Origin of the sequence: Paenibacillus tianmuensis (genome assembly GCF_900100345.1) — a bacterium.
Classification (GTDB): Bacteria; Bacillota; Bacilli; order Paenibacillales; family NBRC-103111; genus Paenibacillus_G; species Paenibacillus_G tianmuensis.
The window spans coordinates 88199-101498 of record NZ_FMTT01000018.1; the positions used below are offsets into that span (position 1 = coordinate 88199).

The 13300-nt window shown below is 52.0% G+C and carries 12 protein-coding genes; 3 read left to right on the forward strand and 9 right to left on the reverse strand.

The annotated features are described in order from the left end of the window. Positions 1–49: 49 nt before the first annotated feature. From BLO51_RS13905 to BLO51_RS13920, 4 genes are all read right to left on the reverse strand, one after another. The gene (locus tag BLO51_RS13905) at positions 50–1252 is read right to left on the reverse strand and encodes a M14 family zinc carboxypeptidase (RefSeq protein ID WP_090672671.1); all 1203 of its coding nucleotides are present in this window, start codon (positions 1250–1252) and stop codon (positions 50–52) included. 69 nt (positions 1253–1321) lie between these two features. Beyond that, complete coding sequence (gene racE / locus BLO51_RS13910; RefSeq protein ID WP_090672674.1) at positions 1322–2131, reverse strand: glutamate racemase; 810 nt, start codon at positions 2129–2131, stop codon at positions 1322–1324. 183 nt (positions 2132–2314) lie between these two features. After that, entirely contained in the window at positions 2315–3454 is a 1140-nt protein-coding gene (locus BLO51_RS13915) for a delta-lactam-biosynthetic de-N-acetylase (RefSeq protein WP_090672677.1), read from the reverse strand. A 296-nt stretch (positions 3455–3750) separates the two neighbouring features. After that, positions 3751–4179 carry a disulfide oxidoreductase gene (locus BLO51_RS13920; protein ID WP_090672680.1) on the reverse strand — a complete coding sequence of 143 codons (429 nt, stop codon included), beginning with the start codon at positions 4177–4179 and terminating at the stop codon, positions 3751–3753. Positions 4180–4241: 62 nt separating this feature from the next. Here BLO51_RS13920 and BLO51_RS13925 point away from each other — a divergent pair, with 62 nt between their 5' ends. After that, a complete protein-coding gene (locus BLO51_RS13925) occupies positions 4242–4421 on the forward strand; it encodes a hypothetical protein (RefSeq protein WP_090672683.1) in 180 nt (59 codons plus the stop codon). Positions 4422–4511: 90 nt separating this feature from the next. On the opposite strand, the gene BLO51_RS13930 is transcribed toward BLO51_RS13925, so the two are convergent. The 3 genes from BLO51_RS13930 to BLO51_RS13940 all read right to left on the reverse strand — a co-directional run bounded on the left by BLO51_RS13930 (position 4512) and on the right by BLO51_RS13940 (position 8368). Further along, positions 4512–5717 (reverse strand): glucose 1-dehydrogenase, encoded by a 1206-nt coding sequence (locus BLO51_RS13930; protein WP_090672686.1) that lies wholly within the window; start codon positions 5715–5717, stop codon positions 4512–4514. Next, a complete protein-coding gene (locus tag BLO51_RS13935) occupies positions 5714–7753 on the reverse strand; it encodes a glycoside hydrolase family 15 protein (RefSeq protein ID WP_090672690.1) in 2040 nt (679 codons plus the stop codon). Before BLO51_RS13935 ends, BLO51_RS13930 begins: the two co-directional genes overlap by 4 nt. A 177-nt stretch (positions 7754–7930) precedes the next feature. Next, complete coding sequence (locus tag BLO51_RS13940; protein ID WP_090672694.1) at positions 7931–8368, reverse strand: hypothetical protein; 438 nt, start codon at positions 8366–8368, stop codon at positions 7931–7933. 223 nt (positions 8369–8591) lie between these two features. On the opposite strand from BLO51_RS13940, the gene BLO51_RS13945 reads away from it, so the two are divergent. Next, the gene (locus BLO51_RS13945; RefSeq protein ID WP_245719663.1) at positions 8592–9206 is read left to right on the forward strand and encodes a helix-turn-helix domain-containing protein; all 615 of its coding nucleotides are present in this window, start codon (positions 8592–8594) and stop codon (positions 9204–9206) included. Between the two features lie 269 nt (positions 9207–9475). On the opposite strand, the gene BLO51_RS13950 is transcribed toward BLO51_RS13945, so the two are convergent. After that, on the reverse strand, positions 9476–10735 hold the full coding sequence (locus BLO51_RS13950) for a helix-turn-helix domain-containing protein (protein WP_090672700.1): 1260 nt from the start codon (positions 10733–10735) through the stop codon (positions 9476–9478). Continuing rightward, positions 10732–11403 carry a class I SAM-dependent methyltransferase gene (locus tag BLO51_RS13955; RefSeq protein ID WP_090672703.1) on the reverse strand — a complete coding sequence of 224 codons (672 nt, stop codon included), beginning with the start codon at positions 11401–11403 and terminating at the stop codon, positions 10732–10734. Before BLO51_RS13955 ends, BLO51_RS13950 begins: the two co-directional genes overlap by 4 nt. Before the next feature lie 1652 nt (positions 11404–13055). Between BLO51_RS13955 and BLO51_RS13965 the strand changes: the two genes are divergently transcribed. Then, positions 13056–13300: helix-turn-helix domain-containing protein (locus tag BLO51_RS13965; protein WP_167670128.1), on the forward strand; the 245-nt coding region annotated here is incomplete at its 3' end.

The following is a 13300-nucleotide window of genomic DNA, read 5'->3' on the forward strand; positions in this document are numbered from 1 at the left end:
GTCAATCCTTCGCGGAAGCACTTCTTTTTTTACGACATCGGAGCCGCAGCTACAGCTTCAATCCTTCCAGCATAATGCCGATCACCTCGTCGTACATTTGCGGGAACTGCCCGATCGGAAGAGGGTTGATGCCGATTCCCGCTTCGATGGTGAACCCCAGGCGGCCGAACTCCTGAATAAACCAATCTTTATACCCGGCATCGCTGCCGGTCAGCTCGACGGCCCGATAACCGCTCGCCTTCGCCAGCCGGCGTGCCGCTTCTTCAGCCTCCGGTGGCTCCTGCCCCCGGTAGTTCCAATAAATTTCCCTGCCCTGCGTATGAAACGCCATTGCCAGGCGAAACGAATGCCCGCGGGTGAACGCTTCTATCGCCTGCGCTTCCGGCTCGGACAGCGGCGCAGGCCCCGCATAGTCCCGCGGACCCGGACCGGGCACTTCCCGCCTGTCGCGCTCCGCCTCCCAATGAGCCGGAAACTGGTCGTTCAGATCGACGCCGCGGATATTCGCTTTCCAGCGGGAGAACTGCTGCGAATCGTAATTCCACCGGAGCAGTTCCTTATAATAAGGATGCCCCGGCGTAGCCCCTTGCTGCACAAGCTCCACGCCGTCCGGATTGACCATAGGCACAACCCACAGCGAGGTTTGCTCATACAGTGCGGTCATATCCCGGTTGCGCAGCGGCTTCCTTCCGGCATAGGCCGCTGCATAATCCTCGATAAATTTTATCAGCAGCAGCGATGTCATCCATTCGTTCGCATGAAACGCCCCGTTATAATGCACTTCCCGAGGGCCAGTGCCTATGCGCACCGCCGGAATATCTTTTCCGAGCACGGATTGACCGATGAGCGTCATTTCCAGAAAGGGATACGCTTCCAGCAACCGGTCCAAATTGTCCATGAGCTCCGCATAACCGTATTCCACATCCGTTTCGACAATCGTCAAGCCTTTGCTTACGGGAAGCACGATAGTTTGTCCGATCCGCAGACGGCGCGGGTCCGCATCGGGGTTGGCCGACTGGAGCTCCGTCAACGAAATGTTGAACCGCAGGGCCAGATCCCACAGCGTGTCCCCCGCTTGAATGACGTAGCGGCTCGTCGTTCTTACGGGAATGTGGACGACTTGGCCGGGATACAAATAGTTGTGCTCTTTTAAATGTGGATTTGCCCCATAAAGCGCCGTCACGTTCATACCATACCGTCGTGCGACCCGATGGAGCGTATCTCCGCGCTTGACGACGTAAGGAAATGTCATCCGACAGCCCTCCTCAGCTTACTGCCCGGACGCAAAGGCCCGGGGTTCGCTAATGCATATGCCGGAGAGCTATATAATATTCGGAACCTGCCAGACGACGGGCGTCACCTTGATTTGCTCGTTCAGCCATCCTTGCGCAATCATCTTGAACATCCACGAATCTCCGCTGCAAAAAAATTGATGAACCGGCAGCTTATTGGAGGTCGCCAGCATTCCCTTATGATACAGGATGGTGCTGATTTCCCGCGCGGTCTCTTCCGCCGAGTTAATCAAAGCAACTTGCGGTCCCATGACCGAAGCAATCGTATCCGTAAGGAACGGGTAATGCGTACACCCGAGAATCAGGCAATCCATCGGGGATTCCTTCAGCTCGCTAAGCGATTCCTCGACGACCTGCCGGGTTTGTTCACCGCGGAATACGCCCTTCTCGACCAAAGGCACGAACAAAGGACAGGCCCGGCTCACGACTTCAATGTGAGGGGAAATTTGGCGCAGCGCCGTTTCGTAAGCATTGCTTTGGATCGTTCCGATCGTTCCGATGACGCCGATCTTTTGGTTGCGGGTCATTTTAATCGCTGCCCGGGCTCCGGGATGAATGACGCCCACCACGGGAACGGCCAATCTCGCGCGAATTTCCTCCAAGGCGACGGCCGTTGCCGTATTGCAGGCGATGACCACCATTTTGGGGTGAAACTGAAGCAAATAATCGACGATCTGATGCGTGAAGCGAGCAACCTCCTCGGCCGGCCTCGGTCCGTAAGGCGTCCGGGCGGTATCTCCGAAATAAACGATTTTCTCCTGCGGCAGTTGGCGCATGACCTCTTTGACGACCGTCAATCCGCCGACTCCTGAATCCAATATGGCTATCGCTTGCTGCACGGTTATTCGCTTCCTTTATGTTGGTCTGTTCACTTCTAGGGTTATGGTATGTAGAGCGAAAAGGAAAGGTGTCCGCTTCGGCTTGTTTCCCCATTCGGATCATTTTATCTTAACAGACCCCGGCCAAAAATAAAACCCGCCCTGAGGCGGGTCACGGCTCAGAACGGAGCGTGCCGGACAAAACTACTTCGGAGGCTCGATATCGCTTAACAGCGCAAACTCGTAGCCCGCTTTTTTGACGGCTTTGACGATTTTATCCAGCGCCTGAATGTTTTCCGGCGAACCTTGATGCATTAAGATAATGTTGCCGTCGTGCAAATTGTTCATAATGTCGTTGTAGGGGTCCTCCGCACCGTTCTTGCGGGGCTCCCAGTCGCGCATGGCCGTAGACCAGAAGACGGACGTGTACCCCATATCGGATACCATTTTCAATAAGTGCATATTATAGCGGCCGTACGGAAAACGAAAATACGGCTGGATGTCCTTGCCGGTCACATCTTTATAAAGCTTCTCGTAATCTTCGATTTCTTTGCGCACCTGCTCATCGGTTTGCGTATTCATATCCGTATGCGTCATCGTATGGTTGGCGATCAGATGCCCGTCGGCCACAAGCGTCCGGATGAAATCGGGATTTTTCTTGACGTTGTACCCCGCGATAAAGAAGTTCGCCTTCACCTTGTTGTCCTTCAGCGACTTGACCAACGTATCGATATCTCCGAGCGGACCGCCGGTATCGATGGTCAAATATACTTTTTTTCCGGTCCCGACCCAGAGCGCCTTCATGTCTTTCGTATAGCTTTTCGTCTCCGCCGGGAAATTCGGAACCTGGCCTTTGGGTTTCTTCATATAATACCACGAGAGTGCCTTGCGGTCTCCGGTACCTGCCGCCGACGGTTCCTTCGTTTTGCCGCCCGTGACGGCTGCGGCCGGATTTTTCGGTCCGGATGCGCCCGTTTTGCCGTTATCGTTGACAGCTCCTGTCGCGCCAGACGGCTGGCTTTGTTTGTCCGCAGGCTCGGATGGGTTCGGTTTGTCCTTCGCCGCTTTCGTTTCCTTCGTCTCTTTTGCTTCTTTTGTGTCTTTCTCCGCTTTCGCGTCCTTGGCTGACTCCGAGTTGACGGAGGTCGCCGGCGGGGCCGGGACAACCGAAGAGTCGCCCGTCGAGGCGGATGACTTCTTGGATTCAGCCGGCTTCGGTGTTTCAGCCGGCTTCGGCGACTCCGTTGGCGCAGGTGGCTCGGCGGCGCGCTCATTGCCGCAAGCTGTGAGCATGAGAGACAATGCCGCAGCAAGCATCCAGGTCGCCTTTGTCTTGTTGTTCATCGCTGTTCCCCATTTCGTTGGTCGTGGAGTCATTTGGTGCGGTCGAAAATCAATGGATCGAACACGAATAATTGTTCGTATATATTTTACCAAACGACGTAACATGTGGCAAACTAACGTAAATATCGCTAGGCCATTCATGCAAAACAGACAAAGAAAAGACCCCCGCGGGGAAACCGCAGAGGTCCCTCCCCGCTTGTGGAAACGTCATTGTCTTGCCTGTCTTGACTATACGCCGCTTCGCCGGGAATGCATATGGACCCAAACCACTTTCGTGTGGAAAAATGTAGTTCGCCTTATTTCTTTTCAGCCACCCACATCAAAATTTGCAGAACCGTGATTAGCACGAATGCGACCAGCGCCAGAAACGGAATCGTGACGAACCCGAACCAATCGATATAGTCCAAGTCGCATGGAACCGGGCCGCACGCCGCTGCTCCGGTCTTGAACCAGTCGGTCTTCTGCATGAGGTAATGGTATAACGAAATGCCCCCGCCCCAAATGGACATCGGCAGAACATACAGGTACATATGTCGTTCTTTGCGCACGGCCGCGATGCCCAATATAATCACGAGCGGATACATCAGGATGCGCTGGTACCAGCACAGCTTGCATGGGGTAAACTGCATAATCTCCGAAAAATACAGGCTCCCCAGCGTAGCCGTGAGCGCCACAACCCATGACATATGGTGCCCGTTCTCCCGAATGGTCTGTTTCCAATTCAATCGTCCATCTCTCCCTTCATTTTGTCTACATCATATCAGAACTGACAGAGGTGTACCATCACATGGCTCACGTCTATCACGAGGCAGTGTTTAACCCTCATTCCGGTAAAGTCGGGTTGACCGTACTGTTTGCAGTCCACGCCCAGTCCGCAGCGCAGCACAAGGTCGGACCACAGGTACTTGAGTATCATTTGGTGCATACGGTCGTTTCGGGCCAGGCGGAATTTTCGCCGCCAGCATAGCGATCCCAAACTAAAATAAGCGGACAGCCGCTTTCACAGTCGAAGGCGCTGCCCGCTTATATTTTCCGTGTATGGTAGAACAGCACGCCCTTACACCGAGAAGCTGTACGCCACCTCGTCCGCTTCGTGCCGGACCAGTCCGGTCCATTGCTCCCGCGGCACAAGATCGACCACGGCTTTGACGGCGATCCGGCCGAAATCCAACTGCGGCACCTGCTCAAGCGTCAGCCGGTCGGTCATCAGTCTGCCCAGCAGGCCGGGAAAACGGGCTTCCATCTGCTTCAGCCGATACAGTCCGGTTTCAAAGTCCTTGCGCGACGCGTTCACCGAGCCGAGCACGCATTTATTCTCCAGCACCAGCTCCTGGTTAATCTGATCGGAGGAAATCCGGATGCTCCGGTTGCCCGGGGTTACGCCGAGGAGCGCCAACACGCCGTTCGGCCCCAAGGCGGCCATCGCGTCAAACGCGAGCGGGCTGTAGCCCGTGCATTCGAAGATGAGGTCCGCGCGCCGGCTGTTTCGCTGCAGGAACGCTCCCAACGCGGGTACGGCAGAAGCGCTCCCGGAGCCCGCCGGGGCGGCTGCTTCGTCTTCCGCCCGCGCGTACATCGCTCCGCAGGCTCGCACAAGCTCGGCCCCGATCGAATCGTCCGGCGACTTGGACCATACCACGGTATCCAGACCCAGACACCGGCACGTTAGCGCAGCAAGCAGCCCAAGCGGTCCCGAGCCGAGCACTACAGCCGTCCTCGGCTGCCAGACGAGCCGCTGCTGAATGCGCTGCACCTCGTTCCACACCTTCTCGACAATGCTCTGCGGCTCAGCCAAGATCCCGTAGGCAAGACTTCCCGCGGGCACCTTGACCAAATATCTCGCATCCTCGACATAATAGTCCGACAAATACCCGTGCGCGCCGCGGATACCGCGTTCCGTATACTGCCCCGTTTCGCAGAAGTCCTGCTGCCCGTTGCGGCAGTTGACGCATCCCGGGTCCGCGCACGGCCTGCGCACCAAGGCGCAGACCGCGTCTCCCGGCGCGAATCCCGTGGCCGGGTCCGCCTCTTCCACGACGCCGAGCGATTCGTGCCCGATCGTCAGCGACGTTTCGCCCGCCGGCGGCACGCCGTACTTTTCGTTCATAATCTCGCGGTCCGTCCCGTCAAGGCCGATGCAGAGCACGCGGACGAGCACGTCCGTCTTCGTCTGCCGCACGGGACGCTCGATCTCGACCAGCTCCAGCTTCGGCGCCCCCGCTCCGCCCGCAGGCGTCAGGCCGGTTAGGCGCACCGCCTTCATCGCTTCTCTCCTGTCGCATGGAGCAGCTTCGCGTCGCTCTGATCCTCGCGGCCGCGTTCCCGGTGCCGGAACAGCTTCAGCTTCGCCAAGTATTCCTGCACCACCTTGACGAACGTCGCATGGGACCAGGTCAACGGCGAAACGGACATCGGCTCGCCGCTGAACGGATGCACCTGCTCGGCCAAAATTCCCGAAGGCAGCGCATGGCTCATCGTCCATCGCAGCAAATCCGCCGCCTCCTTCAGCTCCTCTTCGCCCTTCGCCGCGGCAATTACGTATTCCGCATACCAGAGTGTGCAAATAAACCACGGATTGCCCGGCACCTTGACGACATCCTTCGTCACCTGATGATAATAATCGTTGGAATACCGGGCGAGCCCTCCCACCTCCGTCTGCACCCAAAGCTGCTGACGGATTGCTTTCATGGTAGAAACGACCCGCGGGTCGTCCGGCGCAAACATCCCGAAGTCGAATATCGCGTACATGCTCGCATCCAGAGTTAAATCCGGCTCGTACGCCTGCTTCTCGTCATTCCAATAGAGTGAACGAATAAACCGCTGCTCCTGTTCGGAATAAAGCGAGTGCTCAACCGCCTGCTTTACGCTGCCCGCCTTATCCCGGTAATGCAGTGCCCTCAGCTTATCCCCGAAATGCTCGGCGAAGCCCGCGGCGGCGAGCAGCCCCGCATAGACGCTCGCGACCGTGAACAAATGCACGCCGTAGCGTTCCTCCCACAGGTCGTACGAGGGCAGCGGCAATCCGGAAGCATCGGTATAACGCGCCATAAAATCGGCCGCAGGCAGGACGAGGTTGTCGTAGTCGTCGCGCGCTTCGTCCAGCGTCCGGGCCTGCCGGTGATGATGCCACAACGCGAACAGCACAAGCGCCGTCTCGTCCTCCTGGATGGCAAGCTGCTTCTCGCCGCGGGCATTGACCCACGGGTGCCAGCTCGAACCGACGGAGCCATCCGGGTTGTACTTGTGGAGCAAGTAGCCGTCCTCCGACAATCCCCGCTTGCAAAACTGGAAAAATCGTTTCGTCAGCGCATGATAGCCGCTTCGGTCGAGCGCATGTGCAATCAGCGCGCCGTCCCGCGGCCACATATACGAATACGTGTCGCGCGCAAACTTCAAAATGTCCGAATCGTTGGCTGCCAGAATAGCCCCCCGGTTGTCCGTATTCGTGCGGACCACGAGCAGACTCCGCTTGTAGAAGGAAGCCATGTCCGGCTCAAGCAGCTTCAAATCGTGCCGGTCGTGTCCGAGCCACTGTCCCCAGTAATTGTACGTGCGCTGCAGCAGCGCATGCGGCGTAGCCGACCGGACCGTGCGCTCCAGCTTGCGGATTTCCTGGTCGCCCCGGGCGAAGCAAATCCAGAACCAAGCCTCCTTCGCCCCCTTGGCCGGCACGCGCAAGGCCAGTTCGACCGTTCCGTCAACCGATCCTTGCGCAATCGGATTGCCGCTGAGCCGCCCGTCTTCCGCATCCCGCCATGTTCCTTCGAGCCGGTTCATTTCCTTTTGCCCGGTTGCGTACGAAGTAACCCCCGCCTCCTTCTGATCCTGCCCCCGGCACGACAACGACACGTACCGATGCCCCTTGTAAAAGACTAGCGATCTCAGTTCCGGGTCGTAGTATACCGTATCGCCCACACCGTTGCCGTACAAATGCAGATCCAGATGGAAAAACAGCTTCACCTCGCGTTCCAGGTCCCAGTCGTTTTCCACGATCACCTTGCGGATGAATACATTCTCCTGCACATCCACGCCGTCGCGGAGCTGCAGCTTGAGGCCGAGCCGCTCGTGCGTGCAGGCGACGTTCGTAATCATCTTGTCGTTCAAATAGCCGGACTGCTTCTTCAGCTCAGGATGGTCGATCCAGAAAAAATCTTCCGCCGTCCACACACCAAAATGCGATAAATGATCGAGCGCTTGATTCTCCTGACCCACATAAGGGAAATAAACATCCCGAACATTGTAATGGACGTCAAAATTAATAAGCACATTGCCGTTGCCTATAGGCAAATCACGGGCCATAACGTCTTCATCCCCTTCCTACTCATCCTAATTTTCCCCATGAGTGGAAGTAATTTATGCATTCGACATAAAAACCCTTCGCATCCTTGGTATATTATGGTATACTCAAGTAAGCATGAAAAGGCCGACCTGTAGAGGCCAGCCTTTGGTATGAAAATGGTTATGGGCAAGTGCCACTTATTTGCGTTTTCTTCCGTGTTTCACTAAGGTCATGCGACGGGTATGGCGCAGCCAGGAGTAATAAGCTTTCAGATCACGAAGTTGAATATCCTGAGACACGCGGCCCAAGAACGTAACGACAATCATTTTATGAAGAGGATCGCCTGCGATATCGGTTTCATCCTTCAATTCGATAAACTCGGCGACCATCACAAGGTCATCGTCAATCAGGTAAACGTCTTTTTCATTTGCATAATAAGGTTGGACTTTACAGTTTTTCAGTCTTTCCCACAAAAAGGAGCAAATATGCCCAATTCCGCCCTGCTCGTTCTCCACCCGCTCCGACCATCGACTGAGCGCATGGCTGGTAATGACAATATCTGCTACTTTATAACCATTAAATTCAATATAGTAAGGTTCGTAGGTGCTCCAACGGTTCATAACTTTGTCTCTCATTACAATCCCACCCCCTTTTGTAACGCTAAAAAAGTGTACTACTTCTAATGTAGTATTCGTATTACATAGAGTCAAGAGGCAGACACACCACATAAACGCTTTTTTAGAAATTGCTATTTCCTTTCATACGTTTGTCCATTACAATAGTTTCAGAGAGGAGTGACCAGGTTTGGGACAACCTATTCCCGATTTCGGAAAATTTCTTGAGGGGCTTCGAGGCTCGATGTCTTTGCGAGAAGCGGCTCGCAAAAGCGGTCTTTCCCATGCCTACATCCGAGATCTTGAGCTTGAGCGAAACCGTTCCACCAATGACAAAATAACCCCGTCGCCGGATACGCTTCAGAAGCTGTCGGCTGCATACGGCTACCCCTATACCGATTTGATGATTAAAGCAGGACATCTGATGAGCAGTCATATTTCTTCGTCTTTCGCCCCCAAGCGAAACGAGGATATAGACCTGTCGAGCGTCTACTTCATCGAGATCGGCTTGAATGAAATTACTTATTATCTGGAAGGAGCGACAATGACGAGGAGCATCGAGTCGCTGCTTGATTTCAGCAGCTTTTTGGACCGATTGGAAGAGAACGATTTCAAGAAGATGGACACCGATCTTTACGTCAATTTCAATCACATCCGCAAATATGACGAACGGCGCGGCCGGCTTTATTTTAATGAAAACGGCGAGGACCCGCACGTCACCATCTCAGCAATCCGGCAACGGAAATACCACGAACATCTTCTGCGCAAAGTGGCGATCAACACCAAAAAAAGCTTAGAATTTTCCTTCAGTAAAAGCAGCAAATCGGCAGCTTTCTCCTCACTGGAGAAGAACGTCTAGTTGCGTCCTGCACCATTGTATCTATCACCGCCCGCGAGCGCGAACGACTGCCGCGGGCTATTTTTGTATCCGATTCTGCCAGTAGGAGCGGGAGTGAATCGTTGTTAGTATTATTCTATGCTTCCGGCTCCTGTTTAGAATGCATTCGCTGAGAGTGTTCATAGTTTTTTAGCCGCTCGCCCTGAAGGCTGTCCTTCTTGATTGCTGCCATACTCCAAATTAATCCACGTTACGATGTTTGTCACCCCCTCAAATGTGTAACCTCCCTGTTAATAAATTCGCACCTGGGTACGGAACAGCTTCTCCGTGTCCTCGGACGCCATGTTGATTTTGGCCAGCAGCTTAAACGCCTCCTTCAAGTATTCGACGGAATCCGTTCCCGGCTGCTCTTGAAAAAACTGAACGACTTCCAGCAGCATCCCGGTACAACTGTCGTCCCCCAGAGCGAAGCGTGTTTCAGATAAAATCAGCTTGGCCATATGTATGTTGCGGTTATTCCAGCTATGCTCAATAATCTGTCGGCAGACCGTTTCCGCTTCTTCGTATTCTCCACATCGGTTATGCAGCTTCGCCAGCCGCAGCCGCGCGATCTCGACAAAATAGGGCTGCTTGGTCGCCTCTCCGATTTCCAAGGAACGGCGCTGATGCTCAAAGGCCAGCTTGTACTCTCCCATATCGGCATACAAATCCCCAATATTATTGTTAAAGATCAACTCAAACGACGGATGATACGCAAAATAAGCGGCAGTCTGCTTGTATTCTTCCTCCGCATCCGCAACCTTTCCAACGGCCTGGTAGCTTTTGCCCCGCAAATTATGCGAGCGGAACCGGGAGACCGGGGAAAGCCTCTTTCTGCTTTTGACAGCCTGAAGGAGCGAAATGGCCGTATGGTATTCTCCGATTCCGTAGCGATAAGCGGACATCGTCAGCTGAACCGAAATCGCAAGCTCCTGCGGGACGCTGTGCCGCTGCACAAGGGCGTAAGCTTCTTCAATCCATTCGGACGCATGGCCCGGATCGATGTTCACATACATGAACGAAAGCCGGTTTAAGCCAGCGGCGAGCATGGGAATGTCTTGCAGCTCCCGGGCTAGGTCAATCCATTGCTTGTACTCGCTCTCGGCTTCCTTGAAATTTTGACGAACGTCCTCGACAAATGCCCGTAGAGCATGCAGGTCGGCCCGGTACACCGGTTTTACCTCGAACCGTATCCCCTTCAAGTGCTCGATCCACTTCTGGATCGTCTCGTAGTCCCGTTCCTTCTCGTACCTCTCCTGAAGGTAATCGAGAATAAGCCCCAGCGCTTTCTGATCGGGGTCCTTCACACTCATCCGTTCCAGCCAATCGAGAATCGGCATCCCAAGCCGACCCAGCAGCTTTTCGACGATCGTGATGTGCGGAAAATAGTCCTCATTTTCAATCCGTGAAATCATACTGCGGGTACAAATTCCTTCGGAAAGCTCCTTTTGCAGCATCGGGACGGCTTCGCGCCTCGAGCGAATGAGTTGCCCGAAATGATCCAGGTTCATAGCAAGCTTCCCTCCTTATCCGCTCCAATCATCCATAGATTGCTGCAGTACGATTTGGTGATCCAGTCAAGATTGGCATACGTCTCTTGGGAGATATGATAGCTTCGCGCGCCGGTCATGGATCGGATCTTCAGCCCGCAATCCAAGAGCAGCCGATGCAGTTCGACCGGCATCAGCATATTGTAATTGGTGGGCTCGCCCCGCAAGCGCTTCAACGCTTCTTCGTGAGGCAAATTGCCAGGACCCAGACAAGCGATGACTATTCCGCCTCCCGGCTTGATCACCCGGGCCATTTCACGGATCATCCCGTACGGATTCCGCACCCACTCCACCACCGTGCAGCAGAAGACATAGTCGAAAGTCCCGTCTTCCTCGGGAATCGGGTCGCAATCCGATAAATACGCCTCGACCCGCCTTGCCTTGGCGCTCTCGACCATGGCTGGAGAAATATCGATGCCTTTCGCGAGAAAGCCCATCCCGTTCAAGCGCTTCGTACCGATCCCCGGCCCACAGCCGACGTCAAGCACGCGCCGCCCTCCATCCCGGACCGCAAATTTCGCAAAATACTTCAGTAGCAAACTTCGGCTGCCGTTGTCCCATAAGTCTTCATTTGAAAAGAAGGTGCTGAATTCGTCCCACCATGCTCCGCTATATACGTCAACCGTCATTAGGCGTATCCTCTCTTTGCCTCCAGATCATCGCTCCATCCCTCTTTGGACCAAGCCGTTCCTATGCCAAAACATGGCATAAATTCGCTTGAAGTTCAGCACGGACTCTTGTACACTGTAGCTTTAGAGCAAAAAAAGCCTGCTTTGGTTGCGTGCAGTCCTCTATCTCTTACACTACCAAAGTCCAGGCTTCTTTGCCATTATGGCTTGAATTAAACGTACCTGCGATTTTCTTAAGTTCGCTAAATTCGATAACAGCAGTGATACTCTCTAAGAAGCGTGTGGGACTTACCTTCGTTCAATTTAATCCCAAACCGTTCTTTTGACCGCCGGGTCTGTAAAATAAATTGTGTAAGCTCTCAACTGAGATAAATTTGTCATTACTGTATAACCTTTATTATTCACATCTGTAACTTACAATCCTTGATTGCAGTAATTCAATTATTCTTTTTAATTCTTTGCTTCATCTATGTTTTTGAATAAGAATCTTTCCTTCATTTTTAATGTCGGTCATAACTTATTTACTCGCATCGTTAGAAGAAGCAGTGCTTAATTTGATCATTTCAAATTTTAATTCAGAATTATTTGTAACGTATGCGAAGAAACTCGTTGTTTTGCCAGCATTATTTATTGGTAGCTGTAATTACGCTTTATCTTTCTTATTATTCAAAAAGCGTATTGGATTTAGTTTTCTTTCTTTTCATCATTACCAAAAAGCAAAAGTATTACGGAAAATAAGCTTAAATATTATGCAGTTGTTGCTAGTACGCCTTCAACGCTTAATCTGTGAGGTGCAAACGACGCATTTCCATACATCGAAGCCGCGGCTGACCACTATTTTAGTATTGACGGCGTACTAGTTTTTATATTTCAATGCTCAGTATCACGCTTTTTCATTAAAAAATAAGGCAGGCAATCTATTCCCGGCAATGCTAACTCATGCCTCATTAAACTATATTTCCATTTTAGAAATAACATTAAATAGGTAAAAAGCAAAATTATAACAGTTAAAATTCGATAATTTTCGACAAAAATTTTCTTGTGTACTTATTATGTGTATATTAAACTTATCTTGAAGCAAGATGATTCTAAAGTTTTCCAAACAATTTTGTCATGTGATAGGACTTTTTTACCATATATGATAACTTGTAAGAACTATCTAACAACTAGTTTTTTAAAGGGGATTCCTCATGGTTACTTTTCTTGTAAAAACGGTGTTTACGACTATCGAATTTTTCGCAATGGTATTGTTGGTTTTATCTTCTTTCCGTATATACTTCCGTTATGCACTACATAAAGTATTTTTTATCGCTATAATCTTATCTTTAATTTCGTTTTATGTACGTGATTTTCTAGGACAATTTAACCTTGCGTATTTATCAATCCTGGCATCAGAAATCGTGTTAATCATGCTGTTCTTCAGACTTCCTATTATTTTTTCTTTCTTTATGTGCATTATTGCTAACATTGCAACAGCAACTTTCGAAGGTCTCGTCGCCGCGATAGGAATTCAAATGAATCTAACGTCTGAGCAATTAATACAAACCAATCTATATAAGTTGAACTAAAGACCTTAGAAATCTATGGTAAGGAAATTCATACCTACTTGTCGAATAAGTAATGAAACATGAACAGACAGGCAGGGAATGAAGATGGAAAACGCACAAAAATTAGAAGAAGTTAAGCAAGCGATGAAAAAAGCAAAAGATCGCCGCATGTACGAGCGTTATCAGGCGCTATATTTATATTTGCAAGGTACCCGGGCGGAAGCGATTGCGCCTATTTTAAACCGAAGCGTTCAAACGGTAAAAGGCTATATTCAAGCTTATCAAACAGGTGGTCTTTCCGCTTTGAAAATGAATCATTCACCAGGAGCACCTGTTCGCTTAACGAAAGA